Here is a 24,508-nt window from a genome sequence, read left to right on the forward strand (position 1 = left end):
TATGTCGGCATGCCCTCCTTCCCCGAAGCCGCCCGCGAGGCCGTCGCGGACACCCGGCTGCGCAGCAACCTCGCCCATGCCACCGGCACGATCCGCGACCGGCGCGCCCGGGCCGTCGGCGAGCTGGACGACTGGGCGGAGCTGCGCGAGTCCGCCAAGCAGATCAAGGACCACACCCTCGCCCACCTCGGGCACTACCTGACGGTGCTGGAGGAGAAGGTCACCGCGGCGGGCGGGACGGTGCACTGGGCGCGGGACGCCGCCGAGGCCAACGCGCTGGTGGCGCGGCTGGTGCGCGAGACCGGCGAGCGCGAGGTCGTCAAGGTCAAGTCGATGGCCACCCAGGAGATCGGGCTCAACGAGGCGCTGGCCGAGGCCGGGATCACCGCGCTGGAGACCGACCTCGCCGAGCTGATCGTCCAGCTCGGGCACGACCGGCCCTCGCACATCCTCGTCCCGGCGATCCACAAGAACCGGGCGGAGATCCGGGAGATCTTCCGGCGGGAGATGCCTTCGGCGCCCGCCGACCTGACCGACGACCCGGCGGCACTGGCCGAGGCGTCGCGACGGCATCTGCGGGCGAAGTTCCTGACGGCCAAGGTCGCCGTCTCCGGCGCGAACTTCGCGGTCGCCGAGACGGGGACCGTCCTGGTCGTGGAGTCCGAGGGCAACGGGCGGATGTGCCTGACGCTGCCCGAGACGCTCATCACCGTCATGGGCATCGAAAAGCTCCTGCCGACCGTACGGGACCTGGAAGTGTTCCTGCAGGTGCTGCCGCGCTCCTCCACGGCCGAGCGGATGAACCCGTACACGTCGGCGTGGACGGGGGTGACGCCCGGCGACGGGCCGCAGAACTTCCACCTCATCCTGCTCGACAACGGCCGTACGCGCGTCCGCGCCGACCCGGTGGGGCGGCAGGCGCTGCGCTGCATCCGGTGCTCGGCCTGCCTGAACGTCTGCCCCGTCTACGCGCGGGCGGGCGGCCACGCCTACGGCTCCCCCTATCCGGGCCCGATCGGCGCGATCCTCTCGCCGCAGTTGCGGGGCATCGGCTCGGAGGTCGACGCCTCGCTGCCGTTCGCGTCGTCGTTGTGCGGGGCCTGCTACGAGGTGTGCCCCGTCGCGATCGACATTCCGGAAGTCCTGGTGCACCTACGGGCGAAGGCCGCCAAGAAGCCGGTCGAGCGTGCCGTGATGGGCGCCGCCGCCTGGACGCTGCGCTCCCCCGCCCGGCTGGCCGCCGCCCAGCGCGCCGCCTCGGCGGGCCGGCGTTTCGCCCGGCACGTACGCTTCCCCCGGGCCTGGGCCGACACCAGGGACCTGCCCACCCCGCCCGTCCGATCCTTCCGAGCCTGGTGGAGGAGCACCCATGACGACGGCGCGTGAGGCCATCCTGGCCCGGCTCGGCACCCCCGGCGGCGACCCGGCCGCCGAGTACGCCGCCCTGCGCCGCGCCTACCTGCGCCAGCACCACCCGGACACCGACCGCGTGTCCCTCTTCGCCGAACGCGTCGCCGACTACCGCGCCATCGTCCACGCCGTCTCCGAGCACGAGCTCCCGCACGTCCTGCCCCGTGCCCTGCGCGAGGGCCGCTACGTCGTCCCCGACGGCCTGCCCCCCGCGTGGACCGCCGGCATCGAGCCGGCACGCCGCGCCACCGAGCACACCGACCTGACCACCGTCGCCGGCGTGGTCACCGGCTGCGCCGCGGCCATCGCCGAAACCGGCACCCTCGTCCTGGACCACGGCCCCGGCCAGGGCCGCCGCGCCCTCACCCTGGTCCCCGACCACCACCTGGTCGTCGTCCCCGCCGCCCGCATCACCGCCGACGTCCCCGAGGCCCTCACCCGCCTCGACCCCACCCGCCCCCTCACCTTCATCTCCGGCCCCTCCGCCACCAGCGACATCGAACTCACCCGCGTAGAAGGCGTCCACGGCCCCCGCACCCTGAAGGTCTTCCTCATCTGACCGCGCCCCCACCCGGCTCCGGTCGCCGTCTACATTCGGCATGTGGTGAATCTCCAGAGAACACTCCAGCTCGACGGATGCACGTTGCGGTACGCCGACTCAGGCGGAGACGGCGTCCCGGTGGTCCTCCTGCACGGAGCAGGAGCGGACCACACGATGTACGCCGCCCAGAACGACGCGCTCGTCGCCGCCGGTTTCCGCACCGTCCTGCTCGACCTGCGCGGACACGGCTCATCGCGCCCGAACACCGTCGCGTCGAACGCCGAGCTCCTCACCGCCGACGTCGAAGCCCTCGTCTCCCACCTCGGCCTGCGCCGCCCCGCCCTCGTAGGGCACTCGCTCGGCGGCAACCTCGCCCAGCGGCTCGTACGGCGCGCCCCCGACCGCTACTCCGCCCTGGCCGTCCTCGACTCCACCTGGAACACCGGCCCGCTCACCGCCGGAGAACGGCTCGCCCTGAAGTCGGCCGCCCCTCTCCTGCGCCTCATCCCCGCCCGCGCCCTCCCGCGCCTGATGGCCGACGCCTCCGCCGTCACCGCCCCCGCCCGCGCCGCCCTCACCCGGACCTTCTCCACGATGCCGAAGCCCGAGTTCCTCTCCGTCTGGCGGGCCACCGCGCAGTTCGTCACCCCCGACCCCGCCTACCGCACCCCCGTCCCCCTCCTGCTCCTCCGCGGCGCGGACGACCGCACCGGCAACATCGCCACCGCCATGCCCCGCTGGGCCGCCGCCGAAGGCACAACGGAGACCGTCATCCCCGCCGCCGGCCACGTCGTCACCCTGGACGCCCCCGCCCCGGTCACCCGCTCCCTCCTCGCCTTCCTGAGATCCACCCCGATTCTCCCTGGATGATCCCCCTACGGAAATCGCCATTTCTCTGACACAACACGACGAATGCGGATTGGATCGGTGGCATCGGTTCGGGGAAGGGACGGGCGAAAGGACCGGGGTGTCGGTTCGGCAGCGGGTACTGCTGGTCGCGGTGGTCACGGCGATGGTCCCGACGGGAGTCGCGGGCAACCAGGTTCTCCAGGACGGCAAGTGGAACTGGTGGGCGCTGGGCGCCGCGCTGGCGATCGTGGTCGCCGCGGAAGGCGTCAACCAGTGGCTCCAACACCGCGGCGAAGGGGAGCCGGGGCCGGGCGACGGGCGTGAGTCGCGGCGAGGATACCTGCGGCGGGTGCGTTCCTCGGTCGGGCACATGGAGACGATCGGACTGGTCACCCAGGCGGAGTTCGTGCTGCGGACCCGGCAGGTCTACGTCGATGTGATGCTCCGGCCCAGGACCGTCTCCGACGCCGCGGTCGACCCGGGCGTCGGCCCCCGCCGGCGCGGGGGACCCGTCGCGGGCAGGCGGGCGCCGCTGGGGTCGTTCCTGGACGAGGGATGCGTGCTGGCGGTGCTGGGCGCCGCCGGGTCGGGCAAGACCACGCTGGCCCGGTACACGGCGCTGGAGATGGCCGCCCGGCGCCCGCCGCCGTGGCGGCGGGATTTCTGGCGGCGGCGGCGCATCCCGGTGCTGCTCTATCTGCGCGACCACGCCGAGACGATCCTCGGGGAACCTCCGCGGAGCCTGGCGCAGGTCGCGGCCGAGGCCCGCTGGCTGGGCGGGGTGGTGGCGGCCGGCTGGCTGGAGAGGCGGCTGGCGGCGGGCCGCTGCGTGGTGCTGCTGGACGGCCTGGACGAGGTCGCCGACACCGCCGACCGGGCCCGGGTGGTGCGGTGGGTGGAGACGCAGATCGGCCGCTACCCCGGAAACTCCTTCGTCGTGACCTCACGCCCCGCGGGCTACGACGCCAACCGGCTTCCCGGTGCCGATGTGCTCCAGGTGCAGCGTTTCACCAGCGGCCAGATCCACGACTTCCTGCACTCCTGGTACCGGGCCATCGAGCGCCGCGCCCGCCGGAGCGGCAGGCACGACGACCCCGGCGAGATCGACCGGATCGCCGCGGCGGCCGCCGACGACCTGTTCCACCGGATCAGCGGCTCGCCCGCCCTGTACGACCTCGCCGCCAACCCGCTGCTCCTGACCATGATCGCCAACGTGCACCGGTACCGCAGCGGCCTGCCCGGCAGCCGCGTCGCCCTGTACGAGGAGATGTGCCAGGTCCTGCTGCACCGCCGCCAAGAGGCCAAGGGCCTCGTCCGGCCCGCGGAGCCGGACGGTGTCGACGGCGACAGGCAGCAACGCGTGGTGCAGGAAATCGCCTGGCACATGATGCGCAACAGGCTTCGCGACATCTCTCTCCATGCGGCGGAACGCGCCATCCGCCCCGTCCTGGAGCGCACCGTCTCCGGTGTCTCCCCGCATGAGTTCCTCACGCGGATCAAGAAGTCGGGCCTGCTCCTGGAACGCAGGTACCGGCATTACGGGTTCGTCCACCTCACCCTGCAGGAATACCTGGCGGCCTCCCTCGTACCGGAGCACCACGCCCGCCGCCAGATCCTCATCGACAACGTCGGCGACCCCTGGTGGCGGGAGACCACCCTGCTCTGGGCCGCCCGCAACGACGCGACGCCCGTCGTCGAGGCCTGCCTGCACGCCCGGACCGTCACCTCTCTCGGCCTCGCCTACGCCTGCGCGGCCGAGGCACGGGAACTCGACGCCCCTGTCCGTGCCAGGCTCGACGAGATCCTCGCGAGCGATCCCGTCGACCCCGAAGAGACCCGGCTCCTGGACGGCGTCGCCGCCGCCCGAGCCCTCAGCCGGACCCGCGCCCTCGACGACTCCGGCGCCCGCATCTGCGCCGCGCCCGTCGACCAGGAGCTCTGGTCCCGCCACACCTTCCGCGACCGCCTCCCGTCCAGCCCGGCCGCCCGGCCGTGGACCTCGGACGTCAGGAGATTCCTCTCCTGGCTCGACTACCTGACGCCCGGCGGCATCGGCTACCGCCTGCCCACCCCCGCCGAAGCCCGCCTCGCCCACTCAGGCGGCCTCCACGAGACGGTCCTGTGGGCAGCCGAACACGGCGCCCGGCATCCCGTCCTCGTCGTCCCGCCGCACCTTCCGCATCCGCACCGGCCGACCCCGCAGCAGATCGCCGCCTACCCCGACCTGATCCTCGACCACACGCGGCTTCTCTTCCTGCTGCTCCACCCTCGCTCCCCCCTCACCTTCACCCAGCTCATCGCCTACGCCCGCCCCCGAGACCTCTCCCGGCAGGATCACCGGCTGATCCAGGCCATCGACCTCGTCCACGCCATCGACAACATCGGCGCCCACACGCCCGCCCTCGCCTCCGCTCTCTCCCGTGTTCTCAACCGTGTCCTCATCCGCGCCCCCGACCTCGACAGCGCCCGCAGCATCCCCAGAGACCTCACCCACGTCCGCGCCTACGGTTTCCCCCGCGGCCTCGACATCGAGCGCAACTACAGCAGCGACCTCTACCGCGCCCATGGCCTCGCCCGCGGACTCGGTATCGATCTCGACCACGCCCAAGCCCGTGCCCGCGCCCAGGCCCGCGATCTCGGCATCGACCTCGCCCGCGAACTCGATATCGCCCATGAACTCGATCTCCGTCTCGCCCCCGGTCCCTTCTCGATCGAGTCCGACCGCGACTTCTACCGCGACCTCGCGTACGCGCGTGCGGTGCGGGCCTCCTACCTGGGAGAACTGAGTCCCTCCGTTCTCTTCGGTCTCGCTTCGGCCTGCCGCCATGTGGCGCATGCCTTCTCCCGGCAGGTCGGTGCGATGACGACTCGTCAGCGTCGGGCGGCACCCCGCTTGCCGGACTTCCTGCGCGAGAAACTGGACTCGCTGGCAGCCGTACCTCCCGCCGACGACCCGAAAGTCGTGCTCAAGGAGCTCAGAACCCGCACCGGGAAAGCCGAGAAGGCGGCCCTGCTGACCAACGCGCTGGACAACGTCTCCCTCCTGACGTCAAGGATCCGCCCGGTCCGCCAGAGCGACATCGTGCTGGCCGCCACAGCGGTCCTCGCCGTCCTGCTGGCCGACGAAGGAGACCCCGAGTCGGAGGACTCCCCGCTCCTGCGCGGCCTGCTGGCCGCCCTCATCGCGATCACCCCGGACACCGACGACGCCCCGAGCCGGGACCGCCACCTGGTCCTGGTCCCACGCTGACCACCCGTCGACCCCGTTCTCCCCGGCCGTTGTCGCGAATGTCAGTCGAAGAGCTCGTCGATGTCCTCGATGCTCTGGGCCCGCACGATCCAGGCTTCGATCTGCTGCCGGTCCTCGCAACCGGTGATGCGCTCGCGGGCTTCGTCAGGGACGGCGATGTCCCGGGTCTTCAGCATCAGGAGCAGCGCGTTGATCTCGCCTCGGACCTCGCCGCGGGCTTCTCCGCGCGCTTCTCCGCGCGCTTCTCCCCGGGCCTCGGCGGTGGAGACGAAGCGCTGGGTGCCGGTGCTCATGATTTCCTCCCACAGGGCCAGGGCTGTCGGGTTGTTCTGGAGGCTCGCCTGGACGAGGCCGGCGTAGCGGGCGACCCTTTCCTCCTCGCCGACGGTGTTCAGGGCGTCTCTCAGTGCTTCCAGTATGCCAGGGGCCTCTTGGGAGGAGCCGTTGACGAGGGCGGAGAGGACCACGCCGGGGATATCGGTGCGGGCCTGGGACGGGTCGGTGACCGGGGGGACGGTGACGGGGCCGGCGACCGTGGGGTGGAGGACGAGGCTGGCGCGCAGGCCGGCGAAGGAGCGGAAGAAGGGGCCTCGGGCCCAGGCCGCGGTGGTCTCGTGCTGGGTGATGACCAGCAGGATGACGGGGCAGTCGTACTTGTCCTGGAAGTGGGCGACGACCTGCGGCCAGACGGTTTCCTTGTCCTGATCCCTCTTGGTTTGGGATTCCACGAGGAGGACGGCGGTGCCGTGGCCTTCGATCTCCAGGCGCATGACCGTGTCGCAACGGCGTTCGGTGACCTGGATGCAGGTGGCGTCATTGGTGATCTCCTCTGCCGCGAGGACGTTCAGGTTCACGCCCGCGGCATGACGCAGTGCGCTGCCGATCAGATCGGGATCTCCCCGAAGGGCGTGGTGCAGCGCCTCGTGAATGGGACTGGGCATGACCCGAATCATTACTCACTCTACGTGCCCATGACATCACTTCTCGAAATCTTTGCCTCCCGTTCGAGACCCGCCAAGGTGTCGGGGCGCGCATGGGGCAACCGCACTCCGGGACGGCCCGCCCGCATGCCTCATGCCACACGCCTTGCTCGGGCCGCCCGCGCTCACGGGGCCGAAGCCGGGCCCGGGTCTTCGGCGACGATTCCGGTGGTGACGACCTGTTCGATCACCAGGTCGAGTTTCGTTCTGGCCTCGGTCAGTTCGTCGATGCGCGTGGCGATGCGGTCGCGTTCGGCCAGGAGGTGGTCGAACATCTGCCGCGTCGCCCGCCCGGTGGCCACGCACGGCAGGAAGCCGACGATCACCTTGCTCGGCAGGCCGGCGGCGTAGAGCTGCTGGATGAACCGCACGCGGTCCACGGCCTCCTCGGGATAGCTGCGCTGGCCGCCGGGGGTCCGCGTGGATTCCAAAAGCCGCTGCTCCTCGTAGTAGCGCAGGGCGCGGACGCTCACTCCCGAGCGCTTGGCGAGGTCTCCGATGCGCATGGCACAAGATTCCTTCCGATTCGACTTGCAGCTGACGTCAACGTCAGGTTCTAGCGTAGCGGTGTGCGCACGGCAAGGCGCACACCGCCGCCTGTGAAGGGACAGAACATGAACATCTCCGGATCGACCGCGCTGGTGACCGGCGCGAACCGCGGGATCGGCCGCCACTTCGCCGAGCAGCTGCTGCGGAGGGGGGCCGCCAAGGTCTACGCGACCGCACGGCGTCCCGAGCTCGTCGACGTTCCGGGCGTGGAGGTGCTGCGGCTCGACATCACCGATCCGGCGTCGGTGGAGGCCGCGGCCGCGGTGGCCCGGGACGTCACGCTCCTGGTGAACAACGCGGGCGTCTCCACCCTCACGGACCTGGTCACCGGCGACCTCGACGCCATCCGCCTGGAGATGGACACGCACTACTACGGCACGCTCAACGTCGTCCGCGCCTTCGCTCCGGTCCTGGCCGCGAACGGCGGAGGGGCGATCCTCAACGTCCTGTCGGCGCTGTCCTGGTTCTCCTATGACGGGACCAACGCCTACAGCGCGGCGAAGGCCGCCGAGTGGAGCCTGACCAACGGCATCCGCCTCGAACTCGCCGGTCAGGGGACCCTCGTCACCGGCCTGCACCTGGGTGCCGCCGACACCGACATCGCCGCCCACTACGACGGCGAGAAGATCGACCCCGCGGACGCCGCACGCGCCGGGCTCGACGGCGTCGAGGCGGGCCGGTTCGAAGTGCTCGCCGACGAGTGGAGCGCCCACGTCAAGGCGTCCCTGGCGGCCGACCCGGCCCTGTTCTACACCCAGGTGGCATCTGTGGCCTGACGTCCCTCCCGTCGGCACGGGACTGGAAAGAGCGGTGCCCCCGGCCTCGGAGCAGCGGGAGGCCGGGGGCACCGGGGGGACTAGGCGGGGGCCGGAGCGAGGACGGGGGCGCGGCGGGGCAGGGGGAGGGCGGTGAGGACGCCGAGGAGGCCGGCGGCGGCGCAGAGGAGGAAGGCCGTGGTGATGCCGGTGCCGGTGTAGTGGGTGGTGTCGTCGATGACGCGGTCGATGTGGGAGTTGTTGAGGACGGCGAAGACGAGGACGGGGAGGACGGCGGGGAAGAGGTTGCCGGAGGTGGAGGCGATGCCGCCCGCGGTGGCCTGGATCTGGGGCGGGACCGACTCGATGAGGAGGTTGGGGGTGGCGGCGTAGCCGATGCCGCAGCCGAAGCTGATCAGCGAGGCGAAGGCGGCGACCAGGATGAGCTCCTGGTGGAGGAAGGCCATCAGGAGGCAGCCGGCGGAGGACGCGGCGAGGCCGAGGATCATCACGCCGCGGGAGGACATCCGCCCCCGGACCAGTCTGCCGACGGTGTAGCCGCCGAGGAGCATCGCGAGGCCGATCGGGACCTGGACCATGGCGTAGCCGACGAAGCCCACGCCGAAGCCGTAGTCCAGGCCCTGGTCGGCGGGTGCCATCACCATCATGGGGACCAGCACGCTGAAGGTGGCGACCAGGCCCCAGCAGAAGCCGGAGCTGATGGTGGTGTAGGCGACGGAGCGCTGCGTGAGGACCTTCAGGTCGATGATCGGGTCCCGCACCAGGCGCGCGGAGGCCAGCCACGCGGCCAGCAGCACCGCGCCCGCCCCCAGGGAGGCGAACGTGCTCGCCGAGGTCCAGCCCCATGCGGGGCCGAGGCTGATCGCGATGAGGATCCCGGCGAGGCCGCCGGCGAGCAGGAGCGCGCCGAGCAGGTCGATGCGCGAGGACAGCCGGACCGGCGACTCGTCGGTGGTGATCCGGATGAGCCCGGCCAGCGCCAGGAGGGCGATCGCGCAGAACGCGAAGATGCCGCGGAACCCGAAGACCTCCAGGAGGACGCCGCCCAACACGGGGGCCGGGACGGTGACCAGGCCCATGCCGGTGGTGGAGATGCTGACGGCCATCGCGACGCTCCGCTTCGGGTAGACGTCGCGGATGAGCGAGTAGACCAGGAACAGGCAGGGGCTGAGGACGCCCGCCAGCCCCCAGCCGAAGAGGAGCACGCCGAACGTGGGCGCCACGGCGGCGATCAGGGAGCCGGCGGCGGAGAGCACCACGGACAGGACGAGGATCCGCCGCTTGCCGTGGGTGTCGGCGAGCTTGCCCAGCAGGGGCGAGGCGACGGTGCCGACCAGCAGGAACGAGGTCAGCACCCAGACGCCCTGGTTGGTTCCGAAGTGCGAGGAGATGTCGGGGAGGGCGACGGAGATCATGACGTAGCTGCAGGTCAGCAGCTCCAGCACCGCGACCATCGAGAGGAACGAGCACCACAGGCGGGGCGTCCACTTCTCGTTCGTGCCAGTAGCATCGGGAGCGGCGGCCTGGTGATCAGTGCCGCTCGCGGGGGGGAATTCCATGGCGCAGGGCCTTCCTGGGGCTTGCTTCGGTTGGAGTGATCTCGCCGTGCCGGACGCCTCCGTGGCACCGGAGTGCGTCCGACCAGCTGTGAGCGCCTGCCGCGCTCCGAACGGGGGCGGAACCTGTTGGCGCAGGTTCCGCCTCCCGCGCGGGCTCAGGCGCCCAGGTAGGCCGTCGCCTTGAGCTCCACCCGGGCCCCGGGCACCGCGCCCGCGCCCAGCTGGGCGGCGCCGACGGCGGTCCAGGCCGGGTAGGGCCCGGTGACGTGCCGTTCCTTGGCCTCGGTGAAGGCGGCGATGTCCGCCTGGAGGTCGAGGTGGAAGGTGACCATCTCCACGACGTGCGACAGGTCGGCGCCGGCGGCCGCGAGCACGTGGGCGAGGTTCTGGAACACCGCGTCGAACTGCTCGGCGGGGTCGGCCGGCGCCCGGCCGTCCGCGCCGGTGCCCAGCACGCCGGAGCAGAAGACGAAGTCTCCGGCCCGGACGGCGGGGGCGATGTGCCACTTGTCGTACATGTCCTGCATCCCGTCGGGGATGACGGGCACCTGCCTGTTCTGCATGCTCTTCTCCGGTTCTCGTGAGGGGAGGGGTGGGCGGAGTCAGTGCCGGGCGGCGAGCCACCCGGCGGAGGTCCAGCCCGGCTCGGCCCACCGGGCCTGGAACACCTCGTGCGGGATGGTGTCCCGCCACCGCCCGTGGACGGCCAGTTCGGCGGTCAGCCTGCCGATCTCGTCGGCGGCCATGGCGCCGCGCTCGCCCTCGACGGCGATGACCCTGCTCCTGTCGGGCCCGTCGCCTCCGTCGACCCAGTCGATGTAGGGCCGCTCGGTCGGGGTGGCGCACACCATGCAGGGCCGGGTCCGCGCGGGGCCGAACCTCTGGCCGGGCATCAGGTCGTGCAGGACGGCCATCGCCTCGTCGACGTCCTCGCGGCGGCCGCCGGTGCGCACCCAGGCGGCAATCTCCTCCGCGGTGTCCAACGGGTTGTCCAGCAGGCTCCCGCCGGCCAGCTTCACGTACCACTTGCCGTCGGGGTAGGGCCGCGGGGACATGACGATGCCGCCGAAGAGCGGGGAGCCGTCGCGGTACTTGAGGTACATCATGGCGGGCATGTCGACCGCGTCCGGTCCGTCCACCTCGACGAGGACGACGGTCGCCCCGAAGCTGGGCATCAGCAGCGGGCGGGGCAGCAGGCCGGTGGCGTTGCTGGCGGCCCCGGTGGCCAGGACCACCCGCCCGGCCCGCCACGAGGCGCCCGAGGCGGCGGTCACCCGGACGCCGTCGGCCGTCCTCTCGGTGCGGACGACCTCGTCGCGCACCAGCACGGCGCCCGCGGCGGTGGCCGCGGCGAGCTCGGCCGCCACCAGGCGCCGGGGGTTGAGGATGAAGGCGTCGCGCTGGACCAGCGCCACGTGCCCCGGCTCGAAGCGGAGGCCGGGGTACTCCGCGCGCAGCCCGTCCTCGTCCAGCTCGCGCACCTCGACGCCCAGGTCGCGGGCGTTGCGGGAGAGGAGGTCGGCGTCGAACCACTCCGAGGCGGTGCCGACCGCCGTCTTGCGCGGCATGACCGACAGCGAGTGCGTGGGGACGGTGAACCCGACGCCGGTGCGCTCGCGCAGGTCGTCGAACCGGCGGATCGAGCGCATCGCGAGCAGCGTCGTCATGAGCGGGACCTCGAGCACGTGGGCGAGGCGGCCCTCGTCGTAGTGGCCGGCCCACACTCCCCGGTGGTCCTCGAAACCCGCGGGCTCGTCGGGGCCGACCACCAGGGCGGTGTGCCCGTCCTCGGCGAGGTGGCGGGCCGTGGCCGAGCCGATCGGCCCGGCCCCCACCACGATGAAGTCGTACCGGTCCTGCATGGACTTGCTCTCCTCGTTCGGTGACGTCGGACGTGACCGAGGCCACTCGGACTTCGGTCGTTGCAGGATCATCGCACCTGAAACGGCTAAAGTATCCATCGTGTGTTGTTAAGAATCCGTTTCTTTTGCGCGAAGCGGCTGACGCCCCGCCCCTTCGGCGCTCCCCGCCCTAGACTGGCCGGACGCCCGTCAGGCCCGAGGAGACGAGTCGAGGTGAGCGCGTTGCCGCCGCGAGACCGGCGCCCGCCGGACGAGGCCGGGCCGGCCCCCGAGGCGCGCGTCCGCACCAGGAGCGGCGGACGCAGCGAACGGGTGCGCCGCGCCGTGGGCGAGGCGGTCCTGGCGTTCCTGGCCGAGGGGAAGGTCGCCTTCACCACGGTCGAGGTCGCCGAACGGGCGGGGGTCAGCCGGCGCACCCTCTACCGCTGGTGGCCGACCCACGACGACCTCCTCATCGAGGCGCTCTCCCTGCACGTCCGCAAGGTCGAGCCGCCCGACACCGGCTCCTGGGAGTCCGACGTGCGGGCCTTCGCGCACCTGGTCGCCTCGTTCGCGGCGGACCCCGTCGACCTGGCGCTGACGGCCGTCATGGCGAGCCGCCGCCACCCGGACTTCAACACCCTCGTCATCGACCAGTACCGCCCCGTCCTCCAGGCCTGGTGGCGGATGGCCGCCCGCGCCGTGGCCCGCGGCGAGGCCAGCGCCGACCACTCCCCCGAGACCGTGGTGACCACGCTCGTGGCGCCCCTCTTCCTGAGCCCCCTGACGCTGGGCCGCCGCCTGGGCGACGCCGAGATCGACAAGATCGTCGACCTCGTCCTCGCCGCGACCCGCCCCTGAGCCCCCGCGGCACCCGCCCGTTCTGTCGGTGCGGTGATCTACTTTGCGGGGCATGACGACGCAGGCGTATTCGTACGCGGCCCCCTCGGGGCTGGTCCAGGGACGGCTCGGGCTCGCCACCTCGGGCGGGACGACCAGCCGCGGGGCGGTCGCGCACCCGCACTTCTTCAGCGGGGTGCTGGCCCGGGGCGACGTGGGGGCGGCGGGGCTGCTGGGGCTCGCGGACGTGGCGCAGACGCGCTACTTCCAGCCGCGGCCCACCGGCTTCCGCGACCCCGTCGTCACCTGCAACGGGGACAGGCTGCGCCTGGAGTCGTTCTCGGCCTGCGCCGGGGTGTACGCGCGGCTCGACGTGCTCTCCGACGCGCTCGACGGCGAGGTGACCGACCTCGGGACGACGAACGTCGACGTCAACGGGCCGCTGCGGGAGGCGCTCGCCCGGGTCGGCGGGTCCGAGCCCCTGCACCTGGCCGTCGGGGCGGACGAGCTCGTCGTCACGACGATGGAGGGCTCGACCGTCGAGAAGAAGGTGCCGCTGCCGGAGCGGTGGCTGCGGTCCTTCGCCGAGGTGCAGGCCATCGCCTCCGGCTTCGACCTGCGGGCCGAGCTGCCCGCCGCCGAGGCCGTGCGGTTCGTGCGGGGGCTGCCGCGACGGGCGCAGGCGCTGTGGGCGCAGCCCGCCGGACGCGGACTGCGGGTGACCTCCCGTCCCGCGCCGGGAGCGGTGTGCCTCGCCGGGCCCGAACGGCTCGCCACCCTCGCGCCGCTCCTGCGCTTCGCCCAGGGGCTGCGGGTGTACGGGCCCGCCGTCGCGGCCGGGTCGCCGCCGGTGGCCAGTGCCTGGGAGCTGGCGCTTCCGGGGATGCGGTACGTCCTGACGCTCTCGCCCGAGCTCAACCGGGGGTTCTCCGGGGAGGGCGCGGTGCTGGACGCGCTCGCCGAGGACGAGGCGGCCGCCGACGCCGAGCTCGTCGCGGCGCTGCTGGCGTTCGAGCCGCGGCTGGAGCCCGGCGACCTCGCCGTCCGGGCGGGGCTGGAGCCGTCCCGGGTCCGCGCGGCCCTCACCCAGCTCGGCACCGGCGGGAAGGTCGGCTACGACACCGCGGAGGCGGCGTTCTTCCACCGGGAGCTGCCCTACGACGTGGCGCGCGTCAACGCCATGAACCCGCGGCTGCGCGCCGCCCGAGCCTTGGCCGAGGGAGGCGGGGTGCGGATGCTGTCGCCGGAGGTCGCGCAGGTCACCGGCGACACGGGCGTCTACCGGGTGCGCACGGAGACGTGGTCGTGCACCTGCCCTTGGTGGACGGGCCACCGGGGCGGCCGAGGCCCCTGCAAGCACGTGCTGGCCACCCGGTTCCACATCCGCGAGGAGAACTGACATGTCCGTCTGGGAAGAGCTGCGCGAGCGGATCGCCGCCGGGAACGTGGCGGAGACGTTGAAGCTGCTGGAGTCGCTCGACGACGCGGGACGCAGGGAAGCCGCGCGTGAGCTGCCCGCCTACGTGCGTTCGCGGGACGACGAGAGCTTCTGGAACTCCCGCCGGAGCATCGACCTGCGCAACACGCAGAACCTCGCCCTGAAAGCAGCCGGAGCGGCGTGCCTTCCGCCCTCCGCGGCGGCCACCTGGCTCACCCGCCGCGATCTGCGGGTGTGGCAGATCGACCGGCGGGAGAGAGAAGCCGTGCTGCAGGCCGCCTCCCGCCGGCCCGACTCGTGGCGTGCCGACGTCGGCCGACGGATAGCCGGGAAGCTGCGTCTCCGCGAAATGGAGAGCTGGGAGAGAGAAGGCGAGCTGAACTGGGAGCTCGCGGCGCACCTGCTCGTCTCCACGGAAGAGCCTCCCGTGACGAATGACGCCTTCGTCATCGGCTGGCTGGTCTGGCGGCGCACGACCCCGCGCGGTCAGGATCCGTTCTTCCCCGCCTTCGTGCCCGCCATCTTCGAGGCCGAAGGCGTCGGGGCCAGGCTCTCGGACGAGCGTCCCGAGGAGAACGGGACGTGGAGCCGCACCGGGACGTGGCTCGGCAAGCTCCTCTCCGCGGCGGAACCGGCGGACTCCGCGGGGACGCCGGTGAGCCGGGAGGCCCTGCTCGACGGGTGCGTCCGGCGGTTCCTGCGCGGAGGCCGCCCCCGGGACCTCGCCTGGTTCGTCCGGCTGCACCAGGCGCTGGAGCCGAGCGTGGAGGAGAGCGCCGGACGGATCCGCGACTATGTGCGGTTGCTGCCGACCGCGCCGCCCGCCGTCGCGGAACTGGCGTTCGCCCAGGTCAAGGCGGTCAACGAGCAGGGCTCCCTGGACGAGGGGCTCTTCGCGGAAACGGCCGGCGCCCTGCTGTTCCGGCCGGAGGCCAAGCTCGTCAAGGCCGGGCTGATCTGGCTGGACCGGACGGCGCGCGCCCGCAGGAACGAGAACGCCGTGGTCGCGCTCGCCGCCGGGCTGTTCGGGCATGAGCAGCCCGACCTGCGGGAACGTGCGGTGAAGCTCGCCGTGAAGTACGCCGGGAAGGTCGATCCGCTCACCGCCGAGACCGTCCGGGAGGCCGCGGGCGTGCTGCCCGGAACGCTCCTCCCCCTGGTCGTCGAGGCGTTCGGCGCGGTCGAGACCGCCGAGCCCGAGGCGCCGCCGGCGCTGTACGCGCCCGTCCCGACGGACCTGCCGGGGCCGATCTCCTCACCCGCGGAGCTCTTCGAGGAGACCGTCCTCCACCTGCGGAACCATGAGATGGGCTGGGCGGAGACCGAACGCCTGATGGCCGGCCTGGTCACCATGGGCCCCTCCATCATCGAGGAGCTCCAGCAGTACGTCCACGACCATGTGCCGTACCTGCTGAACAGGAGCTACGCCGACCACCTCTTCGGAGCCCCGTTCCTCGTCCGCATCCTGCTGGAGTGGAGCACCGGCGTCCTGCGCCACGCACGGCATGCCCGCAAGAAGGCCAAGCGGGAAGGCCGCGCCGACCCCGATTCCCGGCAGCCGCTGCACCAGCGTTTCATCGACGCCGTGGCCGCCGCCGACCATCGCAGGCGGGTGCGCTCCAACCACCAGCAGAGGGGCGAGAAGTACCCGGCGCCCTCGCGCCTGCTGCACCTGCGCTTCGTCGACGCCGCCGCCCACCTGGGTGACCCGGTCCTGCTGGCCACGCCCACCTCCTCCACCGGCCATGTGGATCCCGACGTCTTCGCCGCCCGCCTGCGCATGCTGGAGGAGGCCGGTGCGAAGCCGGGGACGTACGACCTCGAACAGGCCCTGCTGCGGCTTCCCGGCGGTGTCTCCCGCGTTCCCGCCCTGGACGGGCTGGCCTCCCCCGCCGCGGCGCTGGCGCGCGAATGGCTGGCCGCAGGCGGCCTCCCCGCCCCGGAACTCACCTACGGCTTCACCACGATCAAGCGCCGCAGGTACTCCTGGTCGGGCACCACCTGGGAGGAGCCGTCGTACTTCCACGCCGCCTCCACCTGCGAGTCCCCGCTCGACTCGGCCCGCCTCCTGGGCACCATCGCGCCGCCCGCCAAGGCGGGTGAAGGCACGGGCTACCACGGAGCGCAGATCCCCTGGTGGCCGTCGGTCCTGCCCTCCCACCGCGAGCTGACCGCCGCCCACCTGCTGCACCACGCCGTCTCGCACGCCCACGGCTCCTACGACCCGAGCACCGTCCTGCCCGCGCTCGCCGACGCGACCGGCCCCACCGGTCCGGCCACCGCCGCCGTCCTCCTCCACGGGCTGGGCGCCGAAAACGCCGCGGACCGCGCCGGGGCCGTCGACGCCCTCCTGTCCTTCGCCGCCCAGGACGCCCTGCCCGCCGCGGACATGGGCCGTCTCCTCCCGCCCTTCCTGGAGGCCGAGGCGTTCCCCTTCACCCGGCTGCTCCCGCCGCTCACCGAGGCCGTGCGCGCCGGAGCCCCCCTCTGGCCGTTCTTCGCCGAGGCGCTCCCCGGCCTCCTCCCGGCCTCCGGCGCCCCCGCCCGCAGCGGCCTGGCGCCCTTCCTCGCCCTGGCCACCGCCACTGCCGAGATGCACCGCGTCCGCACGCCTCTCCCGGCGCTCAGCGCCTGGAGCCCGGCGTCGCCCGCCTCGCGGCCCGCCAAGGAGGCCGCCCGGCTCCAGCGGACGCTCGCCCTGTCCTGACCCTGGTCAGGGGCGGCGTTCCAGGGCGGTGCGGTCCCAGTGGGCGCGGTTGGCCGCGGCCTCGTAGGTGGACTGGAGGAAGGAGAGGAGGGTGGCGTCCGGGTCGGCGGAGGTGCGGACCGTCTCGTAGGGCAGGACGAACTCGCCCAGACCCTCGTCGTAGCGGGCCTCCGCCGGGGTGACGGGCGCCTCCCGGTAGGCGGGGGGCTCGGGGTAGGCGTAGGAGTAGAAGACGCCCTCCCCGTCGGGGCCGGGCCAGTAGCCGCAGCTGCTGACCTCGTGGGAGTAGGCCTCCAGCATGACGTGCGGGCCGCAGTTGGGCACGCTGGCGGTGTAGGGCGGGGCCGGGCGGCCGGAGAAGCGGGTCGCGGCCAGGTCGAGGGCGCCCCAGAAGAGGTGGACGGGGCTGGCCTTGCCGACGAAGCGCGCGTTGAACTCGGTGAAGACGCGGTGGGCCTGGACGAGGAGCCGCCAGAAGAGGAGGGCCTGGGCGGGGTCGTACACGTGGTGGCCGTGGTCCTCGGGGAAGGGGACGGCGTCGGGCAGCTCGACGGGGACCGGCCAGATGGGGGTGGCCAGGCCCAGGTCGTCCAGGGCCGTCATCAGGCGCCGGTGGAAGTCGGCGACGTCCGCGACCTCGGACAGGGTGAACGAGCGGGTGGTGCCGTCGGTGACGGGGATGTCGAGCCGGTCGGCGTGGAAGTCGAAGTCGATGCTGAAGGCGCGGCCGGACGCGTCGGGCATGAGCGACGTGGTCAGGCCGCGGGCGGTGAGGTAGAGGGGCGCGTTCCACCAGTGGTTGACCGGCGGGGTGCGCGCGATGCGGACCTTGCCGACGACCTGCGTCCACAGGGTGAGGGTGTCGCGGGTGGGCAGCCACTCCGCCACCGGCAGGCGCGGCCACGCCTCGGGTGGGACCATCATCGTTCTCTCCGTCCGCCGGGTGCTCGGCATGAGGAGCCCTTCCCCGGTGCGGCGGGTCAGGCACCCGAGCGGTCGCTTGCCCGGCCCGCGCGCGGGCCGTCGGCGGGCCCCGCCCCCGGGGCCCGCCGGGGTGCCGTCAGCTTCCCTCCAGCTCGCGCATGGCGACGCGGGCCTGGGCGAAGAGCATGCCGATGTTGACGTTCTGGGTGCAGATGATGGCCGCGACGATGTCGGGGTTGGTCTTGCTGCGCATGAAGAGGTGGACGAGGTTCTCGCTGTTGACGAGGATCTCGCGGAAGTAGCGGCGGTTGTCGTTGGAGCCGCGCGTCTGCTTCCACAGCTCCTCGATCTGCAGGACGGTGCGGCCCTGGAAGAGGTCGGCGGTGGCGGCGGCGAGGATGTCGAGGATCTCGCGGGGGTGGTTGTCGACGGTGTCGACGGCCAGCAGCATGCCGGTGGAGATGTCGACGATGCCCGCGCCCACGTAGTCGGGGATGTTCTGACGGAACGACTTCATGGCGGTGCTGACGACGTGCGTGAGATTCATCTGCCACTTTCTGGGGACAAGCACACCATTTCTGTGGAAAATGGCACGCTGGATGGAGCGTACGGCACGTGGTCGGTCACGCTGCGGCGTGATACAGCACTTGCCCGTTCTGCCGGATACATGCCCGAAGAGCCATGGATGGCGCGACTACGACGGCGATACGCTGCGACTATAGTCAAATAATGTGATTCTGGGGACTTAAGACCCTAGCGGAAAAAAGCCTCGGAGGCGAAGGGCGGGTGGAAGTGTCCGCGGTCATCGACGAGCTGGGCGAGCTGGCACGCGAAGGAGCCTCCGGGGCCCTGAAGGTCGAAGGACGGCAGCGCGGCACCGTCTACCTGGACGGTGGACGTTTCATCTTCGCCGAGTCGACGGGGGTGCCCGACCTCGCGTCGCGGCTGATCGGCGCCCGCAGGCTGTCCGCGGAGCATTGGAACGCGCTACGCACCGAGGGGCGGCCCGGCGAGTTCGGCGTCCTCCTGGTGGAACGCGGCGTCATCGAGGAGCAGGAGCTGAAGGACGTCCTCCGCTCGGCCTTCCTGGACGCCCTCACGGCGCTGACGACCCCGGCGGCGGACGGCGAGGCCCCCGAGACGAGGTTCGCCCCGCTGCAGCGGCCGTGGATCAGCGCGGCGCTCGACCTGGAGCCGGACTTCCTGCGCGACGAGGTCGTCCGCCGCTCCGACCACGAGTTCTCGCTCGACGCGTGCCCCAGGCTCATCGACCTGAACAGCCCCTGGGGCGTCGTCGAGCGGTGCCAGTGGGCGGTGGCCTGCCGCATAGACGGCGCCACGACCCTGCGCGACCTGGCCTGGCGCAACGGGTTCTCGCTGTACGAGACAGTCGAGAGCGTGCAGGGCCTCGTCCGGGCGGGCCTGTGCACCCTGCCCTCCCCCGCGGCGCCCGAGCCCGAGGCGGCGACCGCGGAGCTCGCGGCACCCGTAGTGGAGGACGACGCGCTCCTCCCCCGGCGCAGGCCCGGCACCACCGTCTGGGACCGGACGCCCGTCGAGACCGGCCTGACGCGCGCCGCCCCCGAAGGCGGGTCGCGGTTCACCATCCCCGACAACGACCTCCTGAAGCGCCTCATCCAGGAGCTGCGGGAGATGGACTGACGGCCCCTGGCGTCACTCCGTCACGGCGCGCAGGAACGACAGCGTGTCGCGGCGCGGAACCGTGCCGGAGGCCGACGCCAGAAGCCGCAGGACGAGCAGCCGGAAGACCTCGATGGTGGTGCTGAAGACGCTGTGCCCGACCTCCCAGGCGAGCTCGCGGGGCGTGGCCTTGGACCCCACCCGCACGAGCAGCGCCCACTGCAGCTCCGACACCTGCAGGCGCGGCGCGTCGAAGAGCGCGTTGCGGGTCACCACCGTGTCGGCCGTGACGTGGTCCGCCAGCTGGCTCAGGATCCCCTGGCGGCGCTCCACCTCGGTGAGCAGGTCGCCGTACGACATGCCGCTCACCTCTCCCACGTCGGGTCTCTCCGCCTCCCGGAACGGCTGGCGCAGCGCGGGGCGCGGCCTGCCCGACAGCAGTTCCAGCGCGGCGTCGACCGTCGCCTCCCGGACGGCGTACCCCCAGCCGGGCGCGCCGGGCCGGACGAGCCCGCGGTCGGGGGCGGGCGTCCGCCGGGACTCGGCGTACATGATGCGGCCCTCGTCGAGGTAGATGGTCCCGCCGAAGTCGCCCGGAACCCGCAGCGCCCCGGTCTGACCGGAGTCGGCGAGCCTGCCCAGCCGGGTGACGAGCGGTTCCCTGGCGAAGTACACGGCGGTTCCTGTCCTTGCTCGGGGGTTCAGACGGTGCTGGGGCGGTGCTCCGGCGCACCGCCCCGGGCGAAGCTCACATCGAGGTCGCGCAGCTGCCGCAGGGCCATGGCGAGGTTGGTGCCGGCGCGGTCCAGCACGACCAGCAGCAGGAAGTCCAGCTGCGGCGCGGGGCTGAACTGCCGGATCAGGTGGTAGTGGCCGCGGAGGGTGATGATGACGTCCTCCAGCCCGCCCTCGGCCGCCAGCTCGCCGCTCATGAGGGAGACCACGTGGGCGACGTCCACCGCGCCGGCCGCGGCGACCTGGACGTTCAGCTCGCGTTCGCCCTGGACCGATCCCAGGACCATGCCCGTGGAGGCGTCGACGAGGCAGCCCATGACGAGCCCCTCGATCTGCCGCACCCGTTCGAGCAGGGGGCCGAGGGAGGTTTCGGGCATGAAGGCGTCCTTTCCAGCACGCGGCGGGAGCCTGGGGGATGTCCGCATTGCCGTCCGGCGACCGGAACGAGGGCACCGGCCTCATCGGTGCAGGTAAGCATACTCTCCGTCCCCTCCCTCCCCCGGGAAAGTACATATCTCTCGATGCCGTGCATTTCAGATATCGCAGAGACACGGGACCGCTCCCGGCCGGGCCGGGAGGCGGCCGGGAGTCCTCCCGGCCGGGGTCGAAGCCGCCGCCAAGTGCTCCTCAGCTCGTTCGCAAGCCAGGTCCAAGGGGCCACTGGGACAAAGAGGGCATGAACGAGAACACGAAGCTGATCGAGGAACTGCGTGAGGCCGTCGCCGGGCCGGTCTTCGGGCCGGACGAGGCGGGGTACGCGGCCGAGACCGGTGCCCACAACCTCGCGGTGGAGGTGCGGCCCGCGCTGGTCGTCGGGGCGCTGGACGGCCGGGACGCGGCGGCCGCGGTGCGGTTCGCCGCCGGGCGGGGGCTGAGCGTCGCCGTCCAGTCGACCGGGCACGGGGCGGTGCCCGGACACGCCGACGGGACGCTGCTGATCAACACCGGCAGGCTCCGCGAGCTCTCCGTCGACGCCGAGGCGCGGACGGCGCGGATCGGCGCGGGCAACCGCTGGGCCGACGTGCTCGCGGCGACCGCCCCGCACGGGCTGCTGCCGCTCGCCGGCTCGGCGCCGGGCGTCGGCGTCGTCGGCTACCTGCTGGGGGGCGGGCTCAGCCCCCTCGGCCGCGCCTTCGGGTTCGCCGCCGACCACGTCCGCGCCTTCGAGCTCGTCACCGCCGACGGCGGGATCCGGCGGGTGGAGGCCGAACGGGAACCCGACCTCTTCTGGGCGCTGCGCGGCGGAGGCGGCGGCCTCGGCGTCGTCACCGCCGTCGAGATCGACCTCTTCCCCGTCCCGCATCTGTACGCGGGCGCGGTCTACTTCCCCGGCGAGCGCGCCGCGGACGTCCTGCACGCCTACCGCGCCTGGCAGGAGGCGCTCCCCGAAGCGGCCTGCGCCTCGGTGGCGCTGCTGAACCTCCCGCCGCTCCCCCACCTGCCCGAACCGCTGCGGGGCAGGTTCACCGTGGCCGTGCGCTTCGCCTACCCGCACGGTCCCGAAGAGGGCGCGCGGCTCCTCGCCCCCATGCTCACCGCCGCCGAGCCGATCATGGAGGCCGTGGGCGAGCTCCCCCTGGACGCCCTCGGCATGATCCACTCCGATCCCGCCGACCCCATGCCCATCTGGGAGCACGGCGACCTCCTCGACGACCTGCCCGCCGAGGCCGTCGACGCCCTCCTCGCCTCCCTCACCCCCGAGCAGGCGCCCCTCGTCCTGGAGCTGCGCGCCCTGGGCGGCGCCTTCTCCCGCCCGGCCCGCCACCCCAACGCCCTCGACACCCGGGACGCCGCCCACACCCTCCTGGCCGTCAACCCGTTCCCCATCGGCCTGGCGCCCTTCGAGGCCCTGCGCCCCTGGCTCCGCGGCGCCGGCCTCCCGACCCTCCGCGGCGCCAATCCCATCGCCCGCGACCCCGAGACGGCCGCCCGCCTGGCCGCCATCAAGTCCGCCTACGACCCGACCGCCCTGTTCCGCTGATCTCATGACGGGCGCCTGCCGGAAAACGGGAGCTCCCACAGGCGCCCGCCCGCACCTCATGCAACGCGAACGGGTCTCCGAGCCGTCTTGGGGAAGGCGGAAGGAGCCACACATGCGGCGGCTTGGACTCATCGCGCTGGCACTGCTCGTCCTCGCGGGCTGTTCCGAAGCACCCGGATCGCCACCCGAGTCGAGCCGGGAGGCGGCCTCCGGTCCCCTCCGCACGATCGCGCGCGCGCCGGTTCCCGCCCGCACCTCGCACGTCGCCGCGTGGACGGGTGAGGAGATGGTCGTCTGGGGCGGCCAAGGAGCCCTTGAGAAGTCGGCCGACCCCGAAGAAACACCCCGGATGTACGCCAGGCTCCTGACGGACGGGGCCGCCTACGACCCCAAGGCCGACAAGTGGCGCCTCATCGCGGCGGGTCCGTTGACCGGACGGACCGCGCAGAACGTGGTGTGGACGGGCAGCCTCCTGCTCATCTGGGGCGGTGACGCACAGCGGAAGAAGCTGAAGGACGGGGCCGCCTACGATCCGGCCACCGACACGTGGACGGCGCTGCCCGACGCTCCGGCCGCCCGGTCCGGAGCGCAGACGGCCTGGACGGGCACCGAAGCCCTCTTCGTCGGAGGGTCGGGAAGCTCGCCGGAAGGCGGAGTGGCCTACAACCCCGCCACGCGCACCTGGCGTGCGCTCCCCGCGGCCCCTGTCCACTCCTACGACTGGGCGCTGAGCACCTGGACCGGAAAAGAGCTCCTGCTCTTCACCGAGATGTCCGCTTCCACCGGGGTGATGGGCGCGGCCTACGACCCCGTGCGCGACACCTGGCGGAAGATCCCGAAGGGGCCGGTCGCCGCGGGTTCCGCTTCCGGAGTGGTCTGGGCGGGCGACCGCGCCGTCTTCTTCTCGACCTCGCCGGAGCGGCTGGACGGCGGCCGGACGCATCCGTGGCCGCACCCGCTCGACCCGGGGGGCTTCTACCTTCCCGAAGGCGACCGCTGGGAGCGCATGCCCCTCGCACCGTCCGAGACGGCCGGGTACGGCACGCCGATGCCGGTCGGCCGGAAGGTCGTCCAGTGGGGAGGAACGGGCGACGCGGCCGTCTACGACCTCGACGAAGCGCGCTGGCAGAAGGTCTCCCTGCCGGAGACCCCCTGGCGGGAGTCCCCCTCCCTCATCTGGTCGGGCACCGAGGTCATCGCCTGGGGCGGCGACTCCTGCCCGGCCACCGCCAAATGCCTCGGGTTGAACCCCGTCGTGGACGGCGTCGCGTGGAATCCCGGACGGAGCTGACGGTCACACCTCGCCGAACACCCGCAGCACGTCGGCCTCGCCCTCCCAGCCCGGCCACATGTCGCGGTACAGGCGCAGGAAGCGGCTGGCCCACTCGATGGCCTCGTCCCGGTCGGCCACCTGGTAGACCACGTAGCTGATCAGCTCGCCGGGCTCGGGGAACGGGCCGTCGACGACGGTCAGCTCCCCGCCTTCGAGGCGGACCCGGGCCCCGCCCCGTCCGCTGGGCAGCAGGCCCCCGGTGTCCACCAGCGCGCCGGACTTCGTCGCCTCGTCCCCCAGCAGCATCATCGCGTCCATGAGCTCGGGAGACGGCGGCGCCGTGGGGCGCCTGCTCTTCAAGATGACGAGGTAGTGCATGTCCCCTTCTCCTCCGATGCGCGCCGCGTCCCGCCGGGAGGCCGCCCGGACGTCATGGAGTGCAGCATCCCACGCGGGAGGCCCGCATGGCCCCCGGGGCGCGGAACCGCTCAGAGAGAGGTGGGGCGGGTGGGGGCGAGGGCCAGTTCGCCCGCGTGCACGCGGGCGAGCATGGTGCGGGCGGCTTCGACGATCCGGGGGGCGTTCGCCAGCAGCTCCGCCGCGCCCGCCTCGTGCCCGGGGGCGCGGCAGGGCTCGGGCAGGTCGGTGAGGCGCCGCTCCAGCCAGGCGAAGGGGTCCTGGGTCAGGGTGCGGTCGAAGACGCGCGAGCCCGGCTCGTTGCCGTCCATCTCGGGGTGGTGGTGCATCCGGTCCCTGCTGCCGGGGCCCCGTTCGACCGACTCGAAGAAGTCGGCGCGCCACAGCGCCTCGTCGAGCACGAAGCGCTGCGCCGCGTAGACGGAGCCGCGCCACTCCTGGGCGGGCAGCAGCCGCAGCTCCACCCGGACGCCGCGCTCGGGACCCTCCTGCCCCGGCGCCGGGGTCGGGTCGATGAAGTAGAGGTCCTCGAGCGTCACGCCCAGCGTGCCGAAACAGAACGCCTGCATCATTCCCCGATGCTCCGTCCGGCCGGGCCCCCCGTCAAGACCGCGAGCGGCCGGTGGTGTCGATGAGCACGTCCACGCCCCCCGCCGCGCCGATGTAGGACGCCGCCCACAGCGCCGAGAGGTCCCCGGGCTCCGCGGCGAAGACCGCCTGCATCAGCACGCCCATGAACGCCCGCCCGCCGCGCGTGTGGAAGTGCTGGCGCAAATCCACCACAAGAGCGTCATGAG

The 24,508-nt window shown here is 72.6% G+C and carries 23 protein-coding genes; 11 read left to right on the plus strand and 12 right to left on the minus strand.

The genetic code is table 11. The features are described from left to right. From ABD140_RS11065 to ABD140_RS11080, 4 genes are all read left to right on the plus strand, one after another. Nucleotides 1-1,386 (plus strand): lactate utilization protein B (locus ABD140_RS11065; protein WP_344239571.1); only part of this gene is annotated, 1,386 nt, incomplete at its 5' end. Beyond that, nucleotides 1,370-1,969: a LutC/YkgG family protein gene (locus ABD140_RS11070; protein ID WP_344239573.1), complete on the plus strand. Its 600-nt coding sequence runs from the start codon at nucleotides 1,370-1,372 to the stop codon at nucleotides 1,967-1,969. The genes ABD140_RS11065 and ABD140_RS11070, both read left to right, overlap by 17 nt. A gap of 42 nt (nucleotides 1,970-2,011) precedes the next feature. Beyond that, on the plus strand, nucleotides 2,012-2,821 hold the full coding sequence (locus ABD140_RS11075) for an alpha/beta fold hydrolase (protein WP_344239575.1): 810 nt from the start codon (nucleotides 2,012-2,014) through the stop codon (nucleotides 2,819-2,821). A 97-nt stretch (nucleotides 2,822-2,918) separates the two neighbouring features. Beyond that, nucleotides 2,919-6,050, plus strand: a complete 3,132-nt coding sequence (locus ABD140_RS11080; RefSeq protein WP_344239577.1) for an NACHT domain-containing protein — start codon at nucleotides 2,919-2,921, stop codon at nucleotides 6,048-6,050. Nucleotides 6,051-6,091: 41 nt separating this feature from the next. Here the strand turns inward: ABD140_RS11080 and ABD140_RS11085 are convergent, their stop codons facing one another. Further along, a complete protein-coding gene (locus tag ABD140_RS11085) occupies nucleotides 6,092-6,991 on the minus strand; it encodes a hypothetical protein (protein WP_344239579.1) in 900 nt (299 codons plus the stop codon). A 164-nt stretch (nucleotides 6,992-7,155) separates the two neighbouring features. Continuing rightward, nucleotides 7,156-7,536: a MerR family transcriptional regulator gene (locus ABD140_RS11090; protein WP_344239581.1), complete on the minus strand. Its 381-nt coding sequence runs from the start codon at nucleotides 7,534-7,536 to the stop codon at nucleotides 7,156-7,158. Nucleotides 7,537-7,644: 108 nt separating this feature from the next. Between ABD140_RS11090 and ABD140_RS11095 the strand changes: the two genes are divergently transcribed. After that, nucleotides 7,645-8,355, plus strand: a complete 711-nt coding sequence (locus ABD140_RS11095) for an SDR family oxidoreductase (RefSeq protein ID WP_344239583.1) — start codon at nucleotides 7,645-7,647, stop codon at nucleotides 8,353-8,355. 80 nt (nucleotides 8,356-8,435) lie between these two features. On the opposite strand, the gene ABD140_RS11100 is transcribed toward ABD140_RS11095, so the two are convergent. From ABD140_RS11100 to ABD140_RS11110, 3 genes are all read right to left on the minus strand, one after another. Beyond that, nucleotides 8,436-9,914, minus strand: coding sequence for an MFS transporter (locus ABD140_RS11100; RefSeq protein ID WP_344239584.1), 1,479 nt, complete (start codon nucleotides 9,912-9,914; stop codon nucleotides 8,436-8,438). A 155-nt stretch (nucleotides 9,915-10,069) separates the two neighbouring features. After that, nucleotides 10,070-10,477 (minus strand): RidA family protein, encoded by a 408-nt coding sequence (locus tag ABD140_RS11105; protein ID WP_344239586.1) that lies wholly within the window; start codon nucleotides 10,475-10,477, stop codon nucleotides 10,070-10,072. 39 nt (nucleotides 10,478-10,516) lie between these two features. Next, on the minus strand, nucleotides 10,517-11,776 hold the full coding sequence (locus tag ABD140_RS11110) for an NAD(P)/FAD-dependent oxidoreductase (RefSeq protein WP_344239588.1): 1,260 nt from the start codon (nucleotides 11,774-11,776) through the stop codon (nucleotides 10,517-10,519). A gap of 213 nt (nucleotides 11,777-11,989) precedes the next feature. Between ABD140_RS11110 and ABD140_RS11115 the strand changes: the two genes are divergently transcribed. From ABD140_RS11115 to ABD140_RS11125, 3 genes are read left to right on the plus strand one after another with little or no spacing between them, the layout of a single operon-like run. After that, nucleotides 11,990-12,616, plus strand: coding sequence for a TetR/AcrR family transcriptional regulator (locus ABD140_RS11115; protein ID WP_344239590.1), 627 nt, complete (start codon nucleotides 11,990-11,992; stop codon nucleotides 12,614-12,616). Between the two features lie 52 nt (nucleotides 12,617-12,668). Continuing rightward, complete coding sequence (locus ABD140_RS11120) at nucleotides 12,669-13,994, plus strand: SWIM zinc finger family protein (RefSeq protein ID WP_344239592.1); 1,326 nt, start codon at nucleotides 12,669-12,671, stop codon at nucleotides 13,992-13,994. A 1-nt stretch (nucleotide 13,995) separates the two neighbouring features. After that, nucleotides 13,996-16,740 carry a DUF6493 family protein gene (locus tag ABD140_RS11125; RefSeq protein ID WP_344239594.1) on the plus strand — a complete coding sequence of 915 codons (2,745 nt, stop codon included), beginning with the start codon at nucleotides 13,996-13,998 and terminating at the stop codon, nucleotides 16,738-16,740. Between the two features lie 6 nt (nucleotides 16,741-16,746). Here ABD140_RS11125 and ABD140_RS11130 read toward each other — a convergent pair whose 3' ends face one another. Together ABD140_RS11130 and ABD140_RS11135 are read right to left on the minus strand one after the other, a co-directional pair. Then, complete coding sequence (locus ABD140_RS11130; RefSeq protein WP_344239596.1) at nucleotides 16,747-17,664, minus strand: DUF5996 family protein; 918 nt, start codon at nucleotides 17,662-17,664, stop codon at nucleotides 16,747-16,749. 136 nt (nucleotides 17,665-17,800) lie between these two features. After that, entirely contained in the window at nucleotides 17,801-18,211 is a 411-nt protein-coding gene (locus ABD140_RS11135; RefSeq protein ID WP_344239598.1) for a roadblock/LC7 domain-containing protein, read from the minus strand. 239 nt (nucleotides 18,212-18,450) lie between these two features. Here ABD140_RS11135 and ABD140_RS11140 point away from each other — a divergent pair, with 239 nt between their 5' ends. Then, nucleotides 18,451-19,326 carry a DUF4388 domain-containing protein gene (locus ABD140_RS11140; protein WP_344239600.1) on the plus strand — a complete coding sequence of 292 codons (876 nt, stop codon included), beginning with the start codon at nucleotides 18,451-18,453 and terminating at the stop codon, nucleotides 19,324-19,326. Between the two features lie 12 nt (nucleotides 19,327-19,338). On the opposite strand, the gene ABD140_RS11145 is transcribed toward ABD140_RS11140, so the two are convergent. Both ABD140_RS11145 and ABD140_RS11150 read right to left on the minus strand, forming a co-directional pair. Continuing rightward, nucleotides 19,339-19,980, minus strand: coding sequence for a hypothetical protein (locus ABD140_RS11145; RefSeq protein ID WP_344239602.1), 642 nt, complete (start codon nucleotides 19,978-19,980; stop codon nucleotides 19,339-19,341). A 26-nt stretch (nucleotides 19,981-20,006) separates the two neighbouring features. Beyond that, a complete protein-coding gene (locus ABD140_RS11150) occupies nucleotides 20,007-20,417 on the minus strand; it encodes a hypothetical protein (RefSeq protein WP_344239604.1) in 411 nt (136 codons plus the stop codon). Nucleotides 20,418-20,716: 299 nt separating this feature from the next. Between ABD140_RS11150 and ABD140_RS11155 the strand changes: the two genes are divergently transcribed. Further along, nucleotides 20,717-22,021: an FAD-binding oxidoreductase gene (locus ABD140_RS11155; protein WP_344239606.1), complete on the plus strand. Its 1,305-nt coding sequence runs from the start codon at nucleotides 20,717-20,719 to the stop codon at nucleotides 22,019-22,021. A gap of 112 nt (nucleotides 22,022-22,133) precedes the next feature. Then, a complete protein-coding gene (locus tag ABD140_RS11160; RefSeq protein ID WP_344239608.1) occupies nucleotides 22,134-23,312 on the plus strand; it encodes a Kelch repeat-containing protein in 1,179 nt (392 codons plus the stop codon). Between the two features lie 3 nt (nucleotides 23,313-23,315). On the opposite strand, the gene ABD140_RS11165 is transcribed toward ABD140_RS11160, so the two are convergent. The 3 genes from ABD140_RS11165 to ABD140_RS11175 all read right to left on the minus strand — a co-directional run bounded on the left by ABD140_RS11165 (nucleotide 23,316) and on the right by ABD140_RS11175 (nucleotide 24,491). Further along, nucleotides 23,316-23,672, minus strand: coding sequence for a YciI family protein (locus tag ABD140_RS11165; RefSeq protein WP_344239610.1), 357 nt, complete (start codon nucleotides 23,670-23,672; stop codon nucleotides 23,316-23,318). 110 nt (nucleotides 23,673-23,782) lie between these two features. Continuing rightward, the gene (locus ABD140_RS11170; protein ID WP_344239612.1) at nucleotides 23,783-24,283 is read right to left on the minus strand and encodes a hypothetical protein; all 501 of its coding nucleotides are present in this window, start codon (nucleotides 24,281-24,283) and stop codon (nucleotides 23,783-23,785) included. 31 nt (nucleotides 24,284-24,314) lie between these two features. Beyond that, entirely contained in the window at nucleotides 24,315-24,491 is a 177-nt protein-coding gene (locus ABD140_RS11175) for a hypothetical protein (protein WP_344239614.1), read from the minus strand. Nucleotides 24,492-24,508: the final 17 nt, after the last annotated feature.

Source organism: Actinocorallia libanotica (assembly GCF_039525175.1).
Classification (GTDB): domain Bacteria; phylum Actinomycetota; class Actinomycetes; order Streptosporangiales; family Streptosporangiaceae; genus Actinocorallia; species Actinocorallia libanotica.

Bases quoted from the DNA above. Each gene is read 5' to 3' on its own strand.
- ABD140_RS11155 (WP_344239606.1), top strand. From the start codon at position 20,717: ATGAACGAGAACACGAAGCTGATCGAGGAACTGCGTGAGGCCGTCGCC.
- ABD140_RS11160 (WP_344239608.1), top strand. From the start codon at position 22,134: ATGCGGCGGCTTGGACTCATCGCGCTGGCACTGCTCGTCCTCGCGGGC.
- ABD140_RS11135 (WP_344239598.1), bottom strand. From the start codon at position 18,211: ATGAATCTCACGCACGTCGTCAGCACCGCCATGAAGTCGTTCCGTCAG.
- ABD140_RS11150 (WP_344239604.1), bottom strand. From the start codon at position 20,417: ATGCCCGAAACCTCCCTCGGCCCCCTGCTCGAACGGGTGCGGCAGATC.
- ABD140_RS11130 (WP_344239596.1), bottom strand. From the start codon at position 17,664: ATGATGGTCCCACCCGAGGCGTGGCCGCGCCTGCCGGTGGCGGAGTGG.
- ABD140_RS11105 (WP_344239586.1), bottom strand. From the start codon at position 10,477: ATGCAGAACAGGCAGGTGCCCGTCATCCCCGACGGGATGCAGGACATG.
- ABD140_RS11170 (WP_344239612.1), bottom strand. From the start codon at position 24,283: ATGATGCAGGCGTTCTGTTTCGGCACGCTGGGCGTGACGCTCGAGGAC.
- ABD140_RS11070 (WP_344239573.1), top strand. From the start codon at position 1,370: ATGACGACGGCGCGTGAGGCCATCCTGGCCCGGCTCGGCACCCCCGGC.
- ABD140_RS11120 (WP_344239592.1), top strand. From the start codon at position 12,669: ATGACGACGCAGGCGTATTCGTACGCGGCCCCCTCGGGGCTGGTCCAG.
- ABD140_RS11110 (WP_344239588.1), bottom strand. From the start codon at position 11,776: ATGCAGGACCGGTACGACTTCATCGTGGTGGGGGCCGGGCCGATCGGC.
- ABD140_RS11165 (WP_344239610.1), bottom strand. From the start codon at position 23,672: ATGCACTACCTCGTCATCTTGAAGAGCAGGCGCCCCACGGCGCCGCCG.
- ABD140_RS11100 (WP_344239584.1), bottom strand. From the start codon at position 9,914: ATGGAATTCCCCCCCGCGAGCGGCACTGATCACCAGGCCGCCGCTCCC.
- ABD140_RS11125 (WP_344239594.1), top strand. From the start codon at position 13,996: ATGTCCGTCTGGGAAGAGCTGCGCGAGCGGATCGCCGCCGGGAACGTG.
- ABD140_RS11085 (WP_344239579.1), bottom strand. From the start codon at position 6,991: ATGCCCAGTCCCATTCACGAGGCGCTGCACCACGCCCTTCGGGGAGAT.
- ABD140_RS11095 (WP_344239583.1), top strand. From the start codon at position 7,645: ATGAACATCTCCGGATCGACCGCGCTGGTGACCGGCGCGAACCGCGGG.
- ABD140_RS11090 (WP_344239581.1), bottom strand. From the start codon at position 7,536: ATGCGCATCGGAGACCTCGCCAAGCGCTCGGGAGTGAGCGTCCGCGCC.